This is a genomic window from Hyphomicrobium sp. (genome assembly GCF_019744875.1).
Taxonomy (GTDB): domain Bacteria; phylum Pseudomonadota; class Alphaproteobacteria; order Rhizobiales; family Hyphomicrobiaceae; genus Hyphomicrobium_C.
On record NZ_JAIETU010000013.1, the window covers coordinates 154,889 to 174,999 of the forward strand.

Annotated in this window: 18 protein-coding genes; 3 read left to right on the forward strand and 15 right to left on the reverse strand. The window is 57.3% G+C overall.

What is annotated here, in order from left to right:
- Nucleotides 1-25: 25 nt before the first annotated feature.
- Nucleotides 26-3,130: a hypothetical protein gene (locus K2Y42_RS18905; protein WP_291155567.1), complete on the reverse strand. Its 3,105-nt coding sequence runs from the start codon at nucleotides 3,128-3,130 to the stop codon at nucleotides 26-28.
- 138 nt (nucleotides 3,131-3,268) lie between these two features.
- On the opposite strand from K2Y42_RS18905, the gene K2Y42_RS18910 reads away from it, so the two are divergent.
- Nucleotides 3,269-4,324 (forward strand): hypothetical protein, encoded by a 1,056-nt coding sequence (locus K2Y42_RS18910; protein WP_291155570.1) that lies wholly within the window; start codon nucleotides 3,269-3,271, stop codon nucleotides 4,322-4,324.
- Nucleotides 4,325-4,383: 59 nt separating this feature from the next.
- Here the strand turns inward: K2Y42_RS18910 and K2Y42_RS18915 are convergent, their stop codons facing one another.
- The 6 genes from K2Y42_RS18915 to K2Y42_RS18940 are packed head-to-tail and all read right to left on the reverse strand — an operon-like array spanning nucleotide 4,384 to nucleotide 12,465.
- Nucleotides 4,384-5,100, reverse strand: coding sequence for a SprT family zinc-dependent metalloprotease (locus K2Y42_RS18915; protein ID WP_291155573.1), 717 nt, complete (start codon nucleotides 5,098-5,100; stop codon nucleotides 4,384-4,386).
- Nucleotides 5,097-8,312 (reverse strand): HsdR family type I site-specific deoxyribonuclease, encoded by a 3,216-nt coding sequence (locus K2Y42_RS18920; RefSeq protein WP_291155575.1) that lies wholly within the window; start codon nucleotides 8,310-8,312, stop codon nucleotides 5,097-5,099. The genes K2Y42_RS18915 and K2Y42_RS18920 overlap by 4 nt, the downstream gene beginning before the upstream one ends.
- Nucleotides 8,309-9,379 (reverse strand): serine/threonine-protein kinase, encoded by a 1,071-nt coding sequence (locus K2Y42_RS18925; protein WP_291155578.1) that lies wholly within the window; start codon nucleotides 9,377-9,379, stop codon nucleotides 8,309-8,311. The genes K2Y42_RS18920 and K2Y42_RS18925 overlap by 4 nt, the downstream gene beginning before the upstream one ends.
- Nucleotides 9,376-9,837, reverse strand: coding sequence for a hypothetical protein (locus K2Y42_RS18930; protein ID WP_291155581.1), 462 nt, complete (start codon nucleotides 9,835-9,837; stop codon nucleotides 9,376-9,378). Before K2Y42_RS18930 ends, K2Y42_RS18925 begins: the two co-directional genes overlap by 4 nt.
- A complete protein-coding gene (locus tag K2Y42_RS18935; protein ID WP_291155584.1) occupies nucleotides 9,837-10,955 on the reverse strand; it encodes a restriction endonuclease subunit S in 1,119 nt (372 codons plus the stop codon). The genes K2Y42_RS18930 and K2Y42_RS18935 overlap by 1 nt, the downstream gene beginning before the upstream one ends.
- Nucleotides 10,948-12,465 (reverse strand): type I restriction-modification system subunit M, encoded by a 1,518-nt coding sequence (locus tag K2Y42_RS18940; RefSeq protein WP_291155586.1) that lies wholly within the window; start codon nucleotides 12,463-12,465, stop codon nucleotides 10,948-10,950. Before K2Y42_RS18940 ends, K2Y42_RS18935 begins: the two co-directional genes overlap by 8 nt.
- A gap of 80 nt (nucleotides 12,466-12,545) precedes the next feature.
- Between K2Y42_RS18940 and K2Y42_RS18945 the strand changes: the two genes are divergently transcribed.
- On the forward strand, nucleotides 12,546-12,893 hold the full coding sequence (locus tag K2Y42_RS18945) for a hypothetical protein (RefSeq protein ID WP_291155589.1): 348 nt from the start codon (nucleotides 12,546-12,548) through the stop codon (nucleotides 12,891-12,893).
- A gap of 334 nt (nucleotides 12,894-13,227) precedes the next feature.
- On the opposite strand, the gene K2Y42_RS21330 is transcribed toward K2Y42_RS18945, so the two are convergent.
- Together K2Y42_RS21330 and K2Y42_RS18950 are read right to left on the reverse strand one after the other, a co-directional pair.
- A complete protein-coding gene (locus K2Y42_RS21330; protein ID WP_366512439.1) occupies nucleotides 13,228-13,347 on the reverse strand; it encodes a DUF6876 family protein in 120 nt (39 codons plus the stop codon).
- A gap of 8 nt (nucleotides 13,348-13,355) precedes the next feature.
- Nucleotides 13,356-13,856 (reverse strand): hypothetical protein, encoded by a 501-nt coding sequence (locus tag K2Y42_RS18950; protein ID WP_291155592.1) that lies wholly within the window; start codon nucleotides 13,854-13,856, stop codon nucleotides 13,356-13,358.
- A 196-nt stretch (nucleotides 13,857-14,052) separates the two neighbouring features.
- Between K2Y42_RS18950 and K2Y42_RS18955 the strand changes: the two genes are divergently transcribed.
- Nucleotides 14,053-14,868, forward strand: coding sequence for a metallophosphoesterase (locus K2Y42_RS18955; protein WP_291155595.1), 816 nt, complete (start codon nucleotides 14,053-14,055; stop codon nucleotides 14,866-14,868).
- 123 nt (nucleotides 14,869-14,991) lie between these two features.
- Here the strand turns inward: K2Y42_RS18955 and K2Y42_RS18960 are convergent, their stop codons facing one another.
- From K2Y42_RS18960 to K2Y42_RS18985, 6 genes are all read right to left on the reverse strand, one after another.
- Nucleotides 14,992-15,222 (reverse strand): hypothetical protein, encoded by a 231-nt coding sequence (locus K2Y42_RS18960; protein ID WP_291155598.1) that lies wholly within the window; start codon nucleotides 15,220-15,222, stop codon nucleotides 14,992-14,994.
- A gap of 154 nt (nucleotides 15,223-15,376) precedes the next feature.
- A complete protein-coding gene (locus K2Y42_RS18965; RefSeq protein WP_291155601.1) occupies nucleotides 15,377-16,309 on the reverse strand; it encodes a TIR domain-containing protein in 933 nt (310 codons plus the stop codon).
- Nucleotides 16,309-17,097 carry an E2 domain-associated cysteine-rich protein gene (locus K2Y42_RS18970; RefSeq protein WP_366512437.1) on the reverse strand — a complete coding sequence of 263 codons (789 nt, stop codon included), beginning with the start codon at nucleotides 17,095-17,097 and terminating at the stop codon, nucleotides 16,309-16,311. The genes K2Y42_RS18965 and K2Y42_RS18970 overlap by 1 nt, the downstream gene beginning before the upstream one ends.
- Nucleotides 17,094-18,626, reverse strand: coding sequence for an adenylate/guanylate cyclase domain-containing protein (locus tag K2Y42_RS18975; RefSeq protein ID WP_291155607.1), 1,533 nt, complete (start codon nucleotides 18,624-18,626; stop codon nucleotides 17,094-17,096). The genes K2Y42_RS18970 and K2Y42_RS18975 overlap by 4 nt, the downstream gene beginning before the upstream one ends.
- Before the next feature lie 298 nt (nucleotides 18,627-18,924).
- Entirely contained in the window at nucleotides 18,925-19,455 is a 531-nt protein-coding gene (locus K2Y42_RS18980) for a peptide-methionine (S)-S-oxide reductase (RefSeq protein ID WP_291155610.1), read from the reverse strand.
- A 53-nt stretch (nucleotides 19,456-19,508) separates the two neighbouring features.
- The gene (locus tag K2Y42_RS18985; protein WP_291155613.1) at nucleotides 19,509-20,024 is read right to left on the reverse strand and encodes a DNA starvation/stationary phase protection protein; all 516 of its coding nucleotides are present in this window, start codon (nucleotides 20,022-20,024) and stop codon (nucleotides 19,509-19,511) included.
- Nucleotides 20,025-20,111: the final 87 nt, after the last annotated feature.

Sequence of the window (20,111 nt, forward strand, 5' to 3'; positions counted from 1 at the left end):
GCTTTGTTATCAAATACTGAAGCGCTTACGACTTCGGCTCGATGGCTTTGAGGTTTGCTTTGCCCTTTTGCATGCAGGCCATGGCTTCATTCGTGCCGTCGGTGATGTTGCGAATGGCGCCGCTGATGCCACGCTTTTCACGTGCACCGAGCCTGGACGACTGCCACTTGCCGATGAACGACGGCCCTTGCTTCCACATGACGACCAGGCTTTCGATATCGAAATTTTTGTCGTTGATAAATTCATTCACGCTCCGTGAACCTGCTCTTGGATCTGTGAGATAGGCTAGCAACGCTCTCGACGATACTTCCGGCAAGAGCAACAGATCAGGATTGCCGTACAGGTCTTCACCAATAAGATCGCCCACGGTTTGATACGATTCCGGCGCCGTAAGCCGCAACAGCCCGCGTTCGTAGTATCGATTGCCATTGGCTTGCGGCTTCAATGCCCAATCGACGTAAAAAGGCCGCTCGGTGCTGTTGCCATAACGGCCCTTGAACTTTTCGATGACGCACAGCTCGGTCAAGCAATTGTATGCCCTGCCGGGAATCCCAAGACTTTCGTAACGCATGACCGCGATCGCATAGGCGAGCCACCGCTCGTCGGTCAGTGCTGCCCACTGGTTCCAAGTCTGCACCAGCGCTTTCAGCGCTCTTATCTGCGCGCTGTTAAGTTGGTGCTCGGTATTCTTCAGGATGGCATTGTCGCGAAAGCAGGTGATCAGCGAGTCGGCATCGACCTTTGGGGGTTCGGATAAGTTAGGCTGTGGCGGGTGCTTCTCTCTCCACGCATTCGCAATACTGGCCTGGTGCGCCGCTTCTCCAACGGTTTTGTTCAATTGGTGAAAGATGAGCAACTGCACACAATCCGCGGTCGAGAAGGCGACGCTGGTCTGGCGGAACTTCAGGTCTGGATCGCAGTCCCAGTGTCTGCCGTTCTGCAAACCGATGATGTCCTGCGTCTGGGTCGAGAGCCTCCAACCCAACGGAACTGTGTAAATTGGATTGCGAAAACTGACTTCGTGCACGCGAGGAAACGAGCCCGAGTTACCGAGTATTTCCTTGGCTGACTCCACGGCAATTTTGCCGCGAGACGACTGGGAACTGACCAAACTCCGCAAGGGTTCGAGAAGCTCTCCCAAACCATATGCGCTGCGCTGCGCATACTCGCCGGTGGTCAATGCAATGAGATGGATGTCGGCTTTGATGCCATTCGCCTTGATGCGTTTTTCAATCTCAATGATGACGTCGACGGCAGTCACGACCCCAGAATTATCGGAATAGCCACCATCAACCAAACGATACTTCCTGTCTTTTTTGTCGAAGGTGCAGTTGGTATTGACGGAGCCGGCAGGCGTCACCCAGGGAAAGCGCGCACTGAGACCCACAGCCGTCGCCAAGCTGATCGAAAGTCCCTTGCATTCGGCGAGCTGCTTTTCTGGAACCAGCGGCTTGTAGTCAAGATTGAGCCCCCACAAGGGAAAATGAACGAGATCACGGGGCGCGACTTTTTCTGCAGATTCGATGAGAAATGGTGCAATTACCCGCCGCCGGCCGGAATCGCTTTCCGTGGTATTCAAAAGAAGAGCGGGTGCGGACCCTTTTGAATCCCAGCTACCTAGAAAGTCTTTCTCGAACGGATTGGCAGCCTCCGGATATTGCCCCCGCCAGGACTCGATGAAGCTGGCCTCCAGGCCCCGGGCCCTGTCGAATGGCGGGACTCTGAAAAACAATAACCGCTGGATCGCATCAGGGAAAAGCGTGCGCGATACCAGCGGCGCAAGAAGATCGTCCTTCAGGATGCCCGACGCTCGATCTTCATGTGAACCTTCCACGATCTTAGGACGTATGGAGTCCTGAAAGCGTTGCGTCTGCCAAATCCGCTCTAGCGGTGCGCACGGCTTGGACGGTGCCGCGCCAGCCGCTGGTGCCCCATCTGCAGCCATCTGCGACGAGAAAATCGCCGCCCCGAGACTGCCGCCTGAGACGGCGCTGATCGCGAAGACGTGGTTCTTGAAGCTAGGGCAGTAGTCCTGTAGGCGCGCCAGAAACGTAGCGGTATGATAAGCGGCATATATACCGCCGCCCTGCGCCGCTACCACATAAACTGGGTAACCCTCCGGGTAGGCATCCTTATCGGGTCGTGAGTCGTACCAGGCCTGGAACTCGGCTCCAACCGTCTTCGGATCGCGTGACGGAGCTGTCTCCGTCCTCAGCACTTGATGATTATCATTCAGGTCGAACAGAGAAAATATGATCGCCAGGCCTGTAATCGTCAGCAGGATTGGCACACCGGTTACCATTTGCTGATATGACCACTGCGATAGAAGGACAATCAAGCAAACGAAGAATATCGAGATAAGAGGCAACGTCCCGACATAGCCAATTGCCTTGGGCGACAACCACAGCACGATGAGCGCCAATGTAAATACCGCTAGTGCCGCATAGATCAAACCTCGGCCACTGAACAAGACCTTCTGCAGGGAGGTCTCTCTGCAGCCCTCAGAACTCTCAGCCAGCCGCGCACGTTGCGCCCTTATGAATCCCACGAACAAGGTGATCGACAGCATCGATATCGCTACGGCGACGACGATCAATTCAATGTTGAGTGCGTGGGCAACTTTCTTGTCCAATGCTTCCCATGGGCTGCCGATAAAATCGATCTGACCCCGTATGGTATCGTCATACTGCCGGGTCCGTGCCCGCAGGTGTCCCAACGCACAGCCGACGAGCGGAAGTACAGCGAGCGCGGGTGGCAGATAGGTCAGCACCAAACCCGCCGCGCCTGATTTCGCGGGCAAACCACATTTCACGGCGAGTTCGAAAGACGTTGCCCAGAGCACGAGAGTAAGGACGGCGATTGATACGAGCGACAGGAAAGCTTCGAAGAACTTCCTGTCGGCGCTTATTATTCGATACAGCTCCCTGATTTGATCAGGGGCGAAAAAAACAATGAAGGCCGCGATTGAGATGGCAATAGGAACCCGCAGGATTCTTAAAACGGCAATCACTTCCTGCAACGACGACTCGCGAGCTTTAATGCCCATCGCCAGCCTCAAAATGCTCAAGCTGAAATATCGCTGCAGACTGCCGACGATGTAGCGCCCCGTCAAGCGGCCAATCAAACCCATTCCAAATAACCAAGACCGAACTCACGCGCGCATCTACTCTAGCAGCCGGCCTCATACTTGAACGTGGCGATTGCCTCGTGCAGCGCCATCACCGTCTGATGGCTACCGGTTCGCTTGCCGCTTTGCTAAGCTTGACGGATGAGCGATGCCAACAACCTCACTCTCTCCCCGTATTATCTCAATACGCGACGGCTATCAGAGCTAACGGGCGTCGAAATTCCCATCATCGCTCAGCGCTCTCTCAACGAAAATTCGGGCGAGCGTGCTCAGGCAATGCGGTTCGCCAGTGGCATCGCACGAGAGCTACTGAACAGCGGCAGTATCCCGAGCTTGATACGGGCATTTGCCGCATCAGGAGCCGGAGATACTCCATTCGTCGCCAGCCTCTGGGCTGTTTTTACCTTCCGCGACGTGGCCGGCGCGCTGGCTGGCGAACGCAAGGGCAAAACGAAGAAGCCGGGTACCTTTACGGCGACCATGCAGCTAGGTGACACAGAGTTTGAGATAGCAGGAGCATTATCGAACGATCACTTATATTCCGAGACAGCACCGGGCATTCTTAGCAAGAGGCGGCGAATGCTGGTGGTTGGCCGGTTCGAGTTGAGGGACAAGGTATTCGAACTTCAACCGTACATCATCGGGGACATGGTGAGAGATTTAGGCAGCGGCATGCAGATGTCCTGGTCGCAGAGCGTGCGCGCGTATCCTGAATTCATCAGCACCTTCACCAAGATGAAGGATGTGAACGCCTCAACAGCAACAGATCTCAAAACTCTTTTGGACACTCCCGAGGATGACGTGAAGCACGCCTTTGCCACGATCATCGGGGAACCATTCGTGCCGAAAGATTGGGGTGGCGAGAAATCGGACCTCCAGACATCTCGCGTTCGCATCGACGACAGGCCGGTGTCGGCTGCATTCATCTTCAAGGGGCCCGCCGTAAAAGGCGAGATGCATCCAAACAATATGGGCAAGCGCGGTGACCAGTTGGTGCGAGCTTTCGACGAGCCCGTCGACCTTGTCGTCGTCCAGCATTGCAACAAGATCGCGAACTCAGTCGTGCGCATAGCAGAGGCTCTTGCGGTCGATCCCAAGCGTCCACGGCGCTACTGCATTATAGACGGCGAGGATACCGTTCGCATTCTCAAGGCCTATGGGTTGTTTCCGCCGCCGGGAGCGCCGAGCGCCCCTTAGCCATAACGTGGGGTGATAATGTAACTTATGGGAAATTATCGTCGCGACCGGAAGAGGGACTATGCCAACCGTCGCTCAAGACTTTGCTTGCGCTTTCTCCAGTCCGGCATGACGCGGTCGAGCAGCTCGTAGAACTTCGCACCGTGGTGATGATAAACACGGTGGCAGAGTTCATGGGTGATGACGTAGTCGATCTCAGACTTTGCCGCGCCGATCAGCGACCGATTGAGAAGCAAGCGTCCTGATTGGCTCATTGAACCCCAACGCAGCTTCAACTGCCGAACGATAAGAGCCTTGGGTGCGACCTTGTCCTTATCGCTGAAGCGATCGATGCAGACGAGGAGCCGGCGCTCGAACCAGACTCGCGCCTGCGCTTTTTGCCATGCGTCGAGCTGGGTGCGAACGGCATCACGGTCGGTCGGGTTGAGCAATCCTATTACAATACGCGAGCCTATGATCTTGACGGAGGACGTGTCGGACTTCACGAATTTGAGCCGGTATGTGCGGCCCAGATATAGATGGGTTTCACCGGGTTCGTAGCGGCGCATCGGAGTCTTGGGATGAAACTGTCGAAAGAACTCCATCTGCCGTAGAATCCATCGCCCCCGGCGCGTGACACGCTGCCGGACATCAGCATCATTGGCGGCTCGCGGCGCAACGACTTCGACTGACATGTCGGGGAGCACCGATATTTGCAGAGTTCGCCTGTCGCGGCGCACCACGCGGTACGCGATAGTCTTAGTCCCATAGGCGATTGAAAAAGAAGACGCGCTCACGCCGGAAACCTCGCACGCCCAAGGTTCATCAGCTGCGTTTGAACGGTGTCGAGCTTATCATCATCAAATTCGACGCCTTTTTCATCTCGAACAACATCGAAAAAGTAGTCATCGATGGCATTGCGCATCTTGTTGATGGCGAGATCGTTGGACCAAACGTCAACGATCAGATGGCTCTTGATGATGTCGATGATCGACAACGACATCTCGCCGGCATCACTCTTCCGGGCCTCGTCAGCGTCATTCGGCGCGATGAAGGGTTCAAGAATGCCGTAGAAGGCAGCGGCGTCGTCGTTGCCTACGATCGAAGCGGGCAGCTTCCGGCCATGATCCTTGGCCGCGACGCGAGTAGTGATGTCGATGACATTGTCGAGATAAGCGGTTTCAGACAGGCGATGTTCCCGATAGGCTCGGATTGTATCTTCCAGCATCTCGGAGAACTGCTTGTAGAAAGCGGGGTCCTCCTCCATCCTCTCCGTGATGGTCCGCTTCGTGGCGCTCGCAATACGGTCAGCTTTGGAAGCGACCGTGATGCCCTTCTCTTCGATCACCGCCTGAAGCTCTGTGCGGTTGTTGATATTGACGGGTTTGATAATCACTTCAGCCGGCATCGCGATGACATGGTCGTCTAGGAGCTTCTGAACCTTCGGTTCGTATTCCTTAATATCGACGATCTCCTGATATCTGATCTGGACCGAGCGCTTCAGCTCGGAAAACTGCTTCCAGTCCCGTTTGAACTCCGCGACCTTGGCGTCGGTGAAGACCTCGTGGAGCTTGTCCGATGACAGGCAGATATGGAGGCAGCGGCTGAACACCCGAAGCCGCTCATAGAACTCGTGTCGGAGATCTTCGTCTGCGAGCAGCTGCTCGAACTGTTCCATATCCTTCTTGTTGCGGACTTCCTTGAAGACGGCCCATAGCTGTTCGTGAAGCTGCGGCAGCCGCTTCATCTCCTCACGTATGTCCGTCAAGGCCCCGGCAACGTCCTCGGCATCGTACCCTTCAAACGCGGTGTACGTGGTCAACGCCTTGTCGAGCTCACCTAGCAGGCCCTCGTAATCCACGATGAAGCCGACTTCTTTCTCCTGCTCGTCTTCCTCGAAAAGGCGGTTCACGCGCGCGATGGCCTGCAACAAGGTATGCTCTTTGAGCTTCTTGCAGACGTAGAGGATGGTATTGCGGGGCGCGTCGAAGCCTGTCAGAAGCTTCGAGACGACGATGAGAATGTCCGGGTCGCCGCTGCCCTTGAACGCATCGGTGATCTGCCGGTTGTATTCATCCTCGGAGTTGTTGAAGCGCTTCATCATCCGGTCCCAGAACTGTCGGATGAGATCCTTAGATTCGCTATCGACCTCTTCGTTGCCTTCGTTGTCGTCCGGCGGCGAGATGACGACCTCGCTCGAAACATGACCGATTTCGTCCAAAACCTGTTTGTAGCGGACGGCGGCAGCCTTAGAAGGCGCGACCAACTGGGCTTTGAAGCCCGTCCCCTGCCAATGCTGGCGATAATGCTCCGAAATGTCGAAGGCTTTGGCGCGGATGGCTTGCCCGGTCTTTGACAGGGCGTCCATCCGGGAGAACTTACGCTTCAGGTCGGCAATCTGCTCGGCCGTCAGTCCCGACGTAATTTTCTCGAACCACTTGTCGATGACCTTGCCCGTCACCTCCTGCTCTACCATCCGGCCTTCGTAGAGGAGTGGCACGACCGCTTCATCAGCGACAGCTTCATCGATCGTGTATTTGTGTATCAGGCCGCCGAAAGTGTGGAGCGTGTTTTTCTCACCCTTTAGCAGCGGGGTCCCTGTGAAGCCCAAGTAGCACGCCTTGGGAAGCATCCTGCGCATCTTCTTGGCGAAGTCGCCAAACCCACCGTAGCGACCTGTCTGTGTGCGGTGACTTTCGTCCACGAGCACGAAAATGTCGGAGCTATCATCCTTAAAACTCGATCCGGTCAGCGCCGTCGAGAACTTGTTGATGATGGTCGTGACCAGGGGCGCGCGCGCCGCAATCAGCTCCGCAAGATGAGCGCCGGATCTGGCGCGGATGGGCTCAAGTTCGCAGGATTTGAATGTACCCTTGATCTGCTTGTCGAGGTCATCGCGGTCGGTGACGATAATGATGCGTGGATTAGTGATCTCTTTGTCGAGGGCTAGGCAGCGACCGAGCATCACCATGGTCAACGACTTACCAGACCCCTGCGTATGCCAGATGACGCCGCCTTTGCGAACATCGGAGAGATCACGCTGCATGAGACGACCGACAGCCGCTTTGATCCCGAAATACTGCTGATGCCGCGCGATCTTCCGCATCCCGCCATCAAACACTGTGAAGCGCCGCACAAGGTCGAGAAGTCGTTCAGGGCGGCATAGAGCGTATATCAGGCGATCTTGCGCGGAAACAGCGCGCGACCCCTCCCCCGCAAGCGCATCGAAGAAAGGGCGCGCGGGTGCGAAGTCGCCCGAGAAAACTGCCTTCTTCTCGTTCTCCGTCAGCGCGCGGTTAGCTAGGCTGGCGATATCTTCGTCGCAATCCTCTTCGTCGCGCCAGGTTCCCCAGAACTTCTGCGGCGTGCCGACGGTGGCATAGCGTCCCTCGCCGCGGTTCATGGTCATGAGCAGTTGGGCGAAGTGGAAGAGATGAGGAATGTTGTCTTCGTTCTGATACCCGATGAGCTGACTGCCGGCTTTCTTCAGGCTCTCGGTTGGTCGCTTGTTTTCAATGACGACGAAGGGGATGCCATTGACGAAGCAGACAAGATCGCAGCGCCTGGTCTGGGCTGCGCCTGTGCGCTCGACCGACATCTCGGCCGTAACGTGAAAGACATTGTTCGACGGCGTATCCCAGTCAATGTACTTGAAGGAATAGCTCTTGCTGTCGCCTTCGATCGCCTTGCTTATGGTCGTACCCAGGACGAGGAGATCATACACATCCTGATTGGTGCCCCTCAGGCCTTTGATCTTGTCGGGGGTCGGCTTGATGCGGCGAAGCGCTTCATGAGCGTCCTGGAGATCGAAGGGGTAGTCCTTACCCCGATGGTTGAAGCGGTTGATCTTGAGCAGCTGCTCCACCACGATGGCATCGAGCGTGACATTGCGCGGCCGAAGGCGCAGGTTTTCAGCCTCCGTCTGGGCAAGCGGCTTGAACCCCAACGCCACGAGCATCTGTATCGCAGGAATCTGGGATTGATATTTCTCGGCAGCGTCGAAGCTCATCCGGTCACCACATGCTTGAAGAATTTATCGCACAACGCATCCGCCTGCTTGGCGGTGAGGTCTCGCGCGCAGAAATCAGAAATCCGGGTCTCGATCCCTGAACTCATATTCTTCTTGAAACCGGCCATGGAAGCGCGTGTGGCGCTTGTCGCTCTTTCGAAGCGGTATTCATATTTCCCGTTCACACCAAACAGATCGCCGGCGGGACGTACAGACCAGTATCCTGGGTACGATAGCTTCTCGATGGCGCGCCTCATCTCCAAAGCGGTTTGGAATCGGGTCGATGGGTTGGGATCTACCGCCTTAAGAAGGACGCGGCGAAATGCAGCCGGTATGTACGCAGGAAAATCATTATTAGTCAGCAGCGTGCCTGCGTTGAGAGCAGCGTAATAGTCATTCCAGCCGAGTGCCGCTTGCTTCATCCTCAGCGTGGAAATGCCCGTGGCCAGACGGTAGAGCGTCAAGCCGGTTTGGAAGATATCCGTCCGAGCGCTGATCTGCCTCGTTGCCAGCACCTCCGGTGCCATGTGAAGACGATACGCATTTGGCGCCGCCGTCGGCTGACCATTGGCGGATACACCCATGATCCCATAGTCCGTGAGCATAGCTTGGCCAACGCCGCCCAGCATGATGTTCTCAGGCTTGATGTCGTTATGGTAGAAGCTGTTGGCGTGTAGATAATCGAGCCCTTGGAGTACGTCTTTAGCGACGCGGAGGACTTCCGGCAGAGGTAGAAAATTTCCCGGGTTCACGCGCTTTACAACGGAGCCGTTCGGCAAATACTCCATTGCCAAAATTACGACGTGTTCGGTGCCCTGCGGAACTACGTCTGCCTGATAGACATGGACTAGATTGTTGTGCTGCAGCCGGTGCCCGATCTGAGCTTCGCGCAGGCGTTGGTCGACGGGCACACCCGCATTGAGAATTTTGATTGCATACTGGCGTTGTAAAGTGAGGTCGTTGGCAAGCCAAACCTGACCAAACTGTCCTTGTCCGAGCCGGCTGACGAGATTGTATTTGTACAGCTGATTGCCTGCGCTGTAGGCGGGTACCGGGAGATTTGTCATTGGCTGGCTCCCCAGCACGCAGCGACGACCGCGTCTGCGATCTTGCCATCCCAATACTTGGCAGTTCGTCCGGCGCGCTGCTCCGCGTGGTCCTTGACGTCCGCGCTGCGGGTGCCGAGAGAAGCGTAGACCTTCACCCAGACGGGAATCCGCTTCTGCTCGCAATACAGCATAAGCGCCGCCTCGATGTAGCTGGACTCGCGCATCGCAGCTTTCTCGCGAAGACCATACTCGTTGGTCTTAATGACCACGCGGGAGATCGTCGGGTCGGCGTGGAAGATCCGCTCGATCTCGCGGTACAGCCACAGCACCTTTTTGGGTGCATCGGTTACATCTGCGGGATAGGCTAGCCGGCTTTCTGTTGCACCATTCATCAGGCTGAAGGTGGTGCCATCATGGTCCACGATCGCATATCGTGCGCTTGAAGGATCGGCGCGGAAACCAAGCACGCGCATCATCACCCTTTCTCCTTGGTCTTTACGCGCCACTCACCTGTCAACAGCTTCTGCATGAGGCCACGCTTCTGCTTCGCGAGCCCATTACGTTGCCTTTCCAGGACGTCGATCTCGCAGAGAAGAGCATCCATCAGTGCGGCTTGCTGCTTTTGAAGCCTGATGGGCGGCAGGTGGACGACAATCTTTGAGAACGCAGGGAACTTCAGGTTCCAAGTGTCGCTAGTGAGGCCCTGCGAATAGCGTTCAAAGTCGAAGACCATGCGTCGCGACTTGAATAGGTGCGCGGCATAGCGAGCATCGATGTACCGGTTGTCCGGAGTGACAATCGTGTAGGCAGGGCTCACGATGCCTCTTAACTGGGACAAGCCGCAAACGCCTTGCCACATGCGCATGGTATTGTAACCGAGATCCCCGGGCAGGATCAGCTTGTACGACGACTTATCGTGGTTAGAGACGTCTCGACGGCCCACGTCATCGCGATCGATGACGCCACCAGCCATCGTGATGCTCAGCAGACGGTCGTCCTCGCGACCCTGTTCGTCTCGCTCCGAAAAAACATCCCCGAGTTCAAACCTTGCCCAGTCGTCGGGTCGGGTCGCTGATTTCGGGTGGCAAGGCTCGAAGAGACGCCGCGAGAGAGCTTTGACGCGCGACTGTTTGGTTGAAATTAGCCGCTTGCACGCCCCGATGGCCTCGTCCCAGGTCTCAATAACCTCAACAATCTTGTTTTGCTCAGGTGCTGGAGGAAAGCAACACGGCTTGTTGTGTACGTTGTTTCGATTCAGAGTTGGGACAGATGATGCCTCGTCGAAGCGAACCAAATTCAGGCTGTGAAGGTAATAGAAGACATATTTGGGCACGTTGCCCTTAAAGTCGCGAACCCAAAGAGTTGTGTCGTGTGGCCAAAAGGACTGGTCGACGTAGTGGATGGACCCAACACTTCCTTTGCGGCCAATAACGACGCCGGGTCCGTCGGCCAGCGCCTTATTATGATAGTATGACACGCCAGCCGAGGAGTAGACCGGAACCTCACCCGAGATAGCCTGTCGCGCGGTGATGTCGAAGCCTCGTTTCAACTCGAAGAAATCGAGGACGACGCCTCGCGACCAATCACTAAGCATCGATGCCGAGCTCCTTGAGATGCTTGGCCATGCGCTTGCGCACGTCCGCTAACTCCGCCTCGACAGCGACGATCTCTTTCTGCACGGCAGCAACATCGATCTCGGCCTCCGGCTCGAACGTGTCGACGTACCGCGGGATGTTGAGATTGAAGTCGTTCTCGGTGATCTCCTTGGCAGTTGCCTTGTGTGAGTACTTCTCAATCGCTTTCCGCTTGCGGTAAGTGTCAACGATCTTCGCGATGTGCTGGTCTTCGAGGACGCTCTGCGTCTTGGCGTTCGCGTACTCGCGGCTCGCATCGATGAAGAACACGTCCTTGCGCTTCTCATTGGCGCCACCCTGCTCGCGCGATCGATCGAAGACGAGGATGGCGACCGGGATGCCGGTAGTCGTAAACAGGTTCGACGGCAGGCCAATCACCGCGTCGAGCAGGTTTTCCTCGATCAGCCGTTTGCGGATCTCACCTTCGGAGCCACCACGGAACAGCACACCATGCGGCACGATCACCGCCACGCGCCCCGACTGCCGCCTGGCGATCTCGATCATGTGCGTTATGAAGGCATAATCGCCCTTCGACTTCGGCGGAATACCGCGCCAGAAGCGCTTATAGGGGTCTTCGCTTGCGTGTTCTGCCCCCCACTTGTCGAGCGAGAAGGGCGGGTTTGCGACGACCACGTCGAAGCGCATCAGCTGGTCGCCCTCGATCAGTGCGGGGCTGTTGAGCGTGTCGCACCACTCGATGCGCGCGGCATCCTTGGCGTGCAGGAACATGTTCATGCGGGCGAGCGCCCAGGTCGCGCCGTTCACTTCCTGCCCGTACAGGGAAAAATTGTCAGAGCCGACTTCCTCGGCCGCGCGGATGAGCAGCGAGCCAGAGCCGCAGGCAGGATCGCAAATGGTGTTCCCCGACTGCGGGCCTGCCAGCTTGGCCAGCAGGCGGGAGACGGCGGTCGGCGTATAGAACTCGCCGGCTTTTTTGCCCGCGTCGGATGCAAACTTGCCGATAAGATAGATGTAGCACTCGCCGATGATGTCTTCGGTTACGCGCGACGGGCGTAGATCGAGCGCGGGGTTGGCGAAGTCTTCAAGCAGGTTTTTAAGGCGGCGGTTGCGGTCCTTGGTCTTACCGAGATTGGCTTCCGAGTTGAAGTCGATGTTGCGGAAGACGCCTTCCAGCTTGGAGCGGTTCGCATCTTCGATCTTCTCGAAGGCGATGTTGATCATCTCGCCGATATTGGCTTCGTTGCGGCCCGCGTAGAGATCGTAGAAGCTGGCGCCCTTCGGCAGGATGAAGCGCTCGCGTTCGAGGCGACGGCGGATGCGGGTATCATCACCGCCAAACTGTTTCTTGTACTCCTCCACGTGGGCGTTCCACTGGTCGGAGATGTACTTCAGGAACAGCATCACGAGGATGTAGTCCTTGTATTGCGCGGCATCGACGACGCCCCTGAAGGTGTCGCAGGCGGCCCACGCGGTGTTGTTCACCTGGCTCTGTGTTACTTGATCGGTCATTATTCCCCCTGCTTTCCGGAGCGAGACGCTGCGGCGCGACCTGCTCGATGTTGGCTTGATGAATGGCGGTTGGCGCGCTCATGGAGCGCGAAAGCTGTCACTTGTCGGCGCTTGGCCGCAAGGCGCGTCGCGAGATCGCATTCGCGGTCGGCAAGCCGATTGACCTCGGCGATGGCGCGTTGGGTCGCGAGATCAGGGACAGGGATTTCGAGATCCGAGAGGCAGCCTATCGGGATCATTCGAATATTCTGACCCTGCGCGCATACATCGAAGTGTCGCTGCGCAACGGGCTGGTTGATGCACCAGGCCAGATAAGTTGCGTCAACCAAATCCGATTTGGGTCTGAGGATAACGAGCGGCATGACCGCTACTGCTGGTTGGTCGAATTCAGGACCGAGGGCCGTCGCCGTATTCCTGTCTCCGCGTGAGCGAAACAGGACATCGCCTGCCCGAGCCAAATAGCGGTCTGGAACCGGGTCCATTCGGTATCGTCCGATGGCATTATCCGCCATGCCTCCTTCAGGACGGGTGTCGCGAAGCTGAATGGCAGCGACGCCGTTCGGCTCAGCCTCAAGACGGCCCCGAGCCGTATGGCCGATCTGGACTGTGCAAAGTTGGGTTAGAATTGCCATAAATACCTCTGTAGAGCAGGCTACAGATACCTATCGTGAGCGCGCATGTCAACATAAAATTGTCTGTAGAATATTCTACAGTGAGAACTGTTCATAACTACGCCTGCGACGCAGGCGTAGTTACGGCTGGTTAACATTCGCTCGGCCGAAGGACCGTATTGTCGGTCACGTAGAACTTGATTTCGGACAGCGGGAAGTCGGTGACGCCAATCCGCTCAGTCGCAGCCGGCAAAGGCCGGATGCGGTCCATTGCGTTCGTCAAGCCGGCTTGGCCGTCGGCTTCTTGTTGTTGCTATTGGCTGGCACGGCTTCCATCGCCTTAGCGCGACGGTCCATGATCTGTACCGGTGTCGCGGAGGACAGGACGGTCCCTGCCCGCGTCTCGACCTTGGAGCGGAAGGTTTGCTTGAGCGTGTACTCGTCGCCCTTCAAGCGCTCTGCATCTTCTTTGCTGAATGCTTCTGCGCCGGTGATGTTGTTGGCGGGCACGTACCGGTCGGAACCGAGATTGACCAGTGCGATCCCCTGCTCACGCAGCGCATCGAGTGATTCCTGTGCGAGCTTGGATGACTTGTCACCGAACTCAATGCGGACATTGACGCGAGCAGCATCAATGTCGATGCCCTTCTTCTCTTTTAGGGAATCCTTGGCACGCGCCTTATCTTCTTCGGTCAAGTGACGGATGAGACGAATAGTGTCGAGCGGTACAAGTTTGATAATGCCTTCGTGGGTCGTGTACTTGAGTGCATTTGTAGACATGAACATCCTTCTGCTTGTCGGGGTTATACCGATGAAGATGATGGCAAGCTTGTCGCGCGTGTCACGATGCAGTGCAGCAATCGACGCTATGGAAAATCTTGACCGCATCGGCCGCCTGAGGATCTGTTAACGCGGCTTAACCGACAAAGCTGCGCGGATCGCTCAAGATCGAAAGACCCCGCGATTCGGAGCGACCATGCGCTGCCACTACATGAGCGATCTGCATCTGGAAGCACAGGCGTTCCGGCACCAGCTGCCGGCCGGCGACGTGCTTATCATCGCCGGAGACCTATGCCACGCAAGCGCGCTTGATCCCGCACGGACTGACCCTTACAGCGTCAAGCAGCGGGACCGGGTCCTTCGTTTGATCGAAGAAGCCACCAAGGCATTTGCGCATGTGCTTCTGGTCGCCGGAAACCACGAGCATTATGGCAGCGTGTTCGAGGACACCGTCCCGCTGCTGCGCAAGCACTTGGCAGGCGTGAACGTTCTCAATGACAATCTCATCGAGATTGAGGGCGTGCGGTTTTTCGGGACAACGCTTTGGACTGACCTGGCAGGCCGCAACGAAGACGCATCAGAACGCATACGCCGAGGCATGGGCGAATACTTCTTCACGAAGACGCGCCGCGCTGATGACAACGGCGAGAATGCGCTCGTGAAACTGCGCCCTACCGACACCCTTGCCGCACACGATTCAGCGGTCGCAGCACTTCGAAAACAAGCCATGGAGACAGCTGGATCGATGGTAGTTATTTCTCATCATGCTCCGAGCCCGCAAGGGCTCAATCCGCAGCACAAAGGCAATGGCCTCGATGAGGCATTCGCCAGTGACCTGGAGACAATCATCGAAGCACTAACAAACACGCCTTTCTGGATTCATGGGCACACGCATATCCGCAAACGATATCGCGTCGGAGGCACGACGCTGCTCGCCAACTGCCGCGGCTTCGACGGAAAGGACCTGTCGGCGCGAAATTTCAGCCCGGATTGCTATTTCGATCTGCGATGATCAACGCATTGGCGGGAAGGCGATAACACGCTCCGCACGGTCCACGATGGGCAGATGCTTCTCGGGGACGAAGACGTCGCGTTCGTAGAGGGCTGCGAGGGCGGCCTTAAGCATGTCTCTCCGTCAAAGCAGAGGATGGAAGTCGTTGGCTTCGTTGAACACGAGCACGATCCGCCCTGCCCGGCTCTCGTGCTCCACGAAGAAACAGGCCAGCTGCGTGCCCATCCACGCCTTGGCTGTCAGGATAGCCCGCCACTTCAGGAGACGCTTGCGCGGGTGATCATGCTCGCCCAGTGCGTCGGCATCGGGATGTGCAGCGAGGTCATGTATGCCGTGATGGCGAGGGCCGTTCATGTCTGACAGTCTAGCAACGTGGATGCAGCACGCACGATACCCTGCAGCATTCCGCCAGGGATCGAAGCCGGATGGCGGAAACCCGCACTCTCGGGGTTCCGTTCACGAGAGCCCGGTCCGCGCGCAGGGCGGAGACGGCTTCACCAATATCCTGTTACGAAACCTCTATGAGAGACGCACGCACACCCTTCTTCTTTATGATGTGATCTATCTCGTCGATGGTAGGGCCAAGTATCACGGGCAGTTCGTCGCCCGGACCAACCTTGGAGTACGCTATCGGAGTTAAACCCTTGAAGTCGGACGGGAGCTTTACGTCCGTCCCACGTGGCACAAGAAGAAGGGACCGCGCTCTTCCCAGACGCGACATGAAGAAACCGAGCTCGAAAATGACATTGTCTCTCACGGTCACCTGAGACCGGTCTCGTGAGCGGATGATATCGTCGGGTTCAGCAAGAGCGATTGCGAAGTCAGCCTGATTGACTTCCTTTTCCAGGGTCTCAAGCGGATATGATCCGCTCTCGAATATCTGTTCATCGCTCCAGATGACAATCTGGCGCGTCACGTGCTTCAGCCCGATACGAATGCATTTCGCAATGTCGAGTGCCTCTGCAGAGCAGATGATGAACAGGCGCGGCTCTAAATTTGCCCGGTTCACGTAATTGTTTCTTTGCTCCAACCGCCCCGACAAATCTATAGCCAGCTGTTTCCAAAGCGAAGGGTTTCGGTCAGCAACCTCTTCAAGTCGAGTGTGTGTGATGCGCCAGACAGCGGTCGCCTTCTCAGCCTCGATTGTGGCCGAACGCGCTATGGTCGAGTTTAGGGCAGACATCTCGCCGACGGTAACACCGGCGGCGCGGGTGTGCATACGTACTCCATTCACGATGACGCGCGCTTCGCCTGCGAGCAGAAAATAGATATGGCGGTCTACGCCGCCCTGCTCGATCAGTCGGCGGCCCGGTTCAAATTCCATCAGCTGGCCAACATGCGCAACGTCCTCGGCGATTGCGCGATCGTTCGCAATCACCTGCTGTCGCTGCAGCGCCGCAATCAGGTCCGCCTTATCCTCAAATCTTTCTGCAATCCCCATCACGACCCCCCTATTGCCAGCGGACACCCGTCCATTGTCCCGCAGCAGACGCGGCCTTCAAGCGTCTTCCAGAACTTTGCCTCCTCCCGCGCGCGGTCACGTAGAGAAAAAGCGAGATCAACAGCGTCTTGTTTGTGGGTGCCGCAGTTGCGCAGGACGGCCGGACGCCTGGTTTCTCCCTTCTTGCAAAGACAGCGGCGGCGAAGATTGACCGGACGCTTTGCAAGCTCCCAGACTGAGAAGATCCGGACGCCGTCGCGATAAACGCGCAGGGCCGGGCCGTTCGAGCTGGTTCCAAGCCTGGCAACCGTGAGAAGATTCCGCGCGATGTCATCGACAAACGGCTCTCCCAACCGAGCCGCAGCGTGCTCGGCTCGAAGTTGCTGAGCAGCGGCCGCCCCATGCGCCCAGGCACGACTATCGGGCCAGCATCGCCGTCGAGCAGCACGTTCTTGCAGCCGCAGAAACTTTATAAGACGCGCCCACCAACTCCAGGCGTCGCTCTCGTCGTTGACTGCGAGCGGATCAACTTTCTCCCATCCCAGACAAAAGCTGCCGTCAGCGTTGATATGCCTTTCGGGACAGAAGGCCGGCAAGCGGACCGGAACTTCTTCACGCGCCGGGACCATGGGCCCGGCCGCTTCCATAACGATGGAGTAAGACGGCGCGCTTCCATCGGGCATCGGAACAGGAACCGTAGCCGTCAACCGGGCGCCGGATCGGGTCAGTATTGTGACGCCAAATTCAGGCGCCTTACCAGCCAGAAGATCACAAGCGGACACGCTCACCTGGCAAGAGCGTGAGGGCGAACGGCTATTCGGGCGGCTTCAACGATAGCAGGGGCAGCCACCACGTAGGCTGCTTCCTGGGCGGCTTTTGCTGACGCATCGCCGTCATCGGAAAGCGCTTCGACCACCTCGTTGTAGTCGAGATTGGCGGCCTTACGAGGCTTGCCGAAGAGATTCTTCACCCCTTCTGTTCCCGCCTCATATGCGTGCAGTCCGATCGCCGTCTCAGTGCCGTCACAGCGCTGCTGCTCGGCCTCGCTTGCGAGGACACCCCTGCTTACCGAGCAGCGCACGCGATCTCCTTTCAACCCAAGCCTCGTGACGGTCATCGGACCGAGCTCGAAACCGATCGCAAGCGCAAGATCGGCGACATCGATCCCGCGATCCTTAAGCTTCTCCAGCGATAGAGCGAAGCTGGACCGCAGTGCGCCAGCGCAAAGCGTCGCCGTACTGACGCTGCCCTCCTCGTCGGTCTCGCGCGCGGTCCCATCGCAGAGCAGGCCATGAATGCAGTCACCAATGAAACGAATGCGGCGACCGTCAAAATCAGCCGTCAGCACCCGATCCATCTCGGAACGCAGGACATGAAAAACCCTGACAACATCTTCGGCGCTATCCGTCACATGAGAGGCGACGTAGGCGGTGAAGTTGTCGATGTCGGCGTAAAGCGAGACCGCTTCTTGTCGCCGCGAATTGCCTGGCGTCAAGGCGGTTATGTCGAGCGTGCGAAGCGGCGGCATATGGCGGCTGAACTCGAAAGCACCGATCGGATTTGCGCTCAGGTCGTCGCGCCAGTCTCGGACGATCTCGTCTACAGTGACTGGAAGGGCTGCCGCCAACTTGCATTGGGCTATTTCATCATCGGTCAGTGCGGCGGCACCAGGATTATCAGCTTCTTTGAGCCCAATTGCCTTGCGTGCTCTATTGGTCAGGAAAATCCCCTGTTTTTGTCGGGCACCAGACAACTTCGCGGCTCCGTTGGCGGGCTCGCCCAGGAAAAGAGACTCCCGTCCACCGCGCCGGCCGTTGTTCACGGCGAGGGCCAGTCCAGTATCGATCCCAATCCGCACCTTGGCGTTCGGAATCTGCTCGTCATCATCTCCGGTTTGCGTAAGCACGTCGATGATCATCTGTCCGATGGCGACGGCTCTTTCCAATCGTTTTCGCTCGGCGCCGTCATCAGTGTTGTACGGTTTGAACACAACGGAGTGCAGTCGTTGATTGTGGAAGTCGACCCGCCGTGCATCGCACTCCGAAAGGATGCGGTAGACGGCCCGGTAGTGCAGGTTAAGGAAGCGAAGCGTGCGACGGTGACAAGTCACGCCCTCATCTTCAGTAACGCAGAGCATGTCGGATAGATTGAGTATGTCCGCGTAAAGATGCGCTGCGTCCATACGATAGGCCTTGTTCGTCGGTATGCTTTCAAGCGACATGTCGCGTTTGAAATCAACTACGTCCACGGTTTCGACCTCGTCCAACCGCTTGTCGATTTGCTCAGCGGCGCGGTCACGGTTCCAATGTTTCGCCATGGCATTCCCCTTGGCATTGCGGCGTTCAATCCCGGACTTGGGTTTCTGGAACGTGGCAAGAACACGATTCCCTTGCGGAGTCGAATCACGCGGTGCGGCACGAACGAAGGAAAGAGAAACGTGGGGGCGGCCGATCCCCGCAATGCAAGCAGCTACGTGTCGAAGGGCGCGGTCAAGTCCGGCCCTTGTTCAGCCAGCTCGGCGCCTCGCCATAAATCAGCGTTCTCATGATTCGACGGACTAGTGTTTGAGTGCGGGGAAAAAAGAACGGTTAGGCATTCTCGCAGCCGCACCGGCACTACGAGACATCACTGTCATCGTTGGCCTGCGTGGCGGTAAGGTTCGCTTCAGCGAGCGCCAGTTCGGAAAAGTGGCGTCGGATATGATCCAGCTTTGGGTCGATGCTGCGGCGGCAGAAGGGCCTGCTCGGATCGGTTCGATAGTAGTTTTGGTAACGCTCGTCCGACGCCCTGAAACTCCTAAACGGAAGAACCAGAGTATGCACCGCCTTGCCGGCCTCCTCGGCGAATCGGACTATCGCCAGTTCGGCCTCATGCCGCTGGCTGTCTTCGAAGATGTAGATCGCGCTGCGGTACTTGCTGCCAGGTGAGCAGGCCCGGGTGGCGGAATGCGTTCTGAGATGCACATCGCACAGCGTGGCATACGGGATAACCGATGGATCGAAGGTGACGATCACGCCTTCTGACCAAGTGTCTGCCGGCGCGTCCGATTGGACATAACCCTGGTCGACCTGAGCGACACCGCGCAAAGCCTGGAACACCCCTTCTGTGCACCAATGGCATCCCCCTCCCAAGCCGACCTTCACCATCTTCACCTTCCACGCCTGGGCGTCATTCCTGACTTAGTCTGCCCTGCGCAGACTTACCGGCTGATCTCGAAGAGGAACCACGCGCGCCGTTCCGCCTCGTCCGTCCAGGTATCGATCAGGCCAGACGTCGCATTATCCTTCGCCGCGTCCGCAACTTCCTTTGCGCGGCGAAGCAACTCAACCATATGGAGATTGTCGGCGCGCAGCTCGCCCAGCATATCCTGCGGCGTCACGAACTCAGCATCATTATCCTTGATCGTCTGGTGGCGAGCGATATCCCCGATCGATCGAATGGTTGTGTTGCCCGTCTTCCGGGCGCGCTCGGCGATCGCATCAGTGGCGGCAAGGATCTGTCCGGCCTGCTCATCAAGGAGCAGGTGATAGTCCCTGAAGCAGGGTCCGGAGACATGCCAGTGGAAATTTTTTGTCTTTATGTAGAGCGCATAGCTGTCCGAGAGGATGATCTTCAGAGCCTCAGCGACGGTTATCGCCGCGCATTCGTCGAGATCAGAAATTGTCGGAACGGTCGCAGCACTTGTTTTCGTCATCGCCTGGACTTTCTCAATCATGACTCACACGGGAGCCAGCACCGGTTCCCCACGGGTAGCGACGTGAAGAAAATGAATTCATCGCCAGACGAAGTCCAATGACCGGCG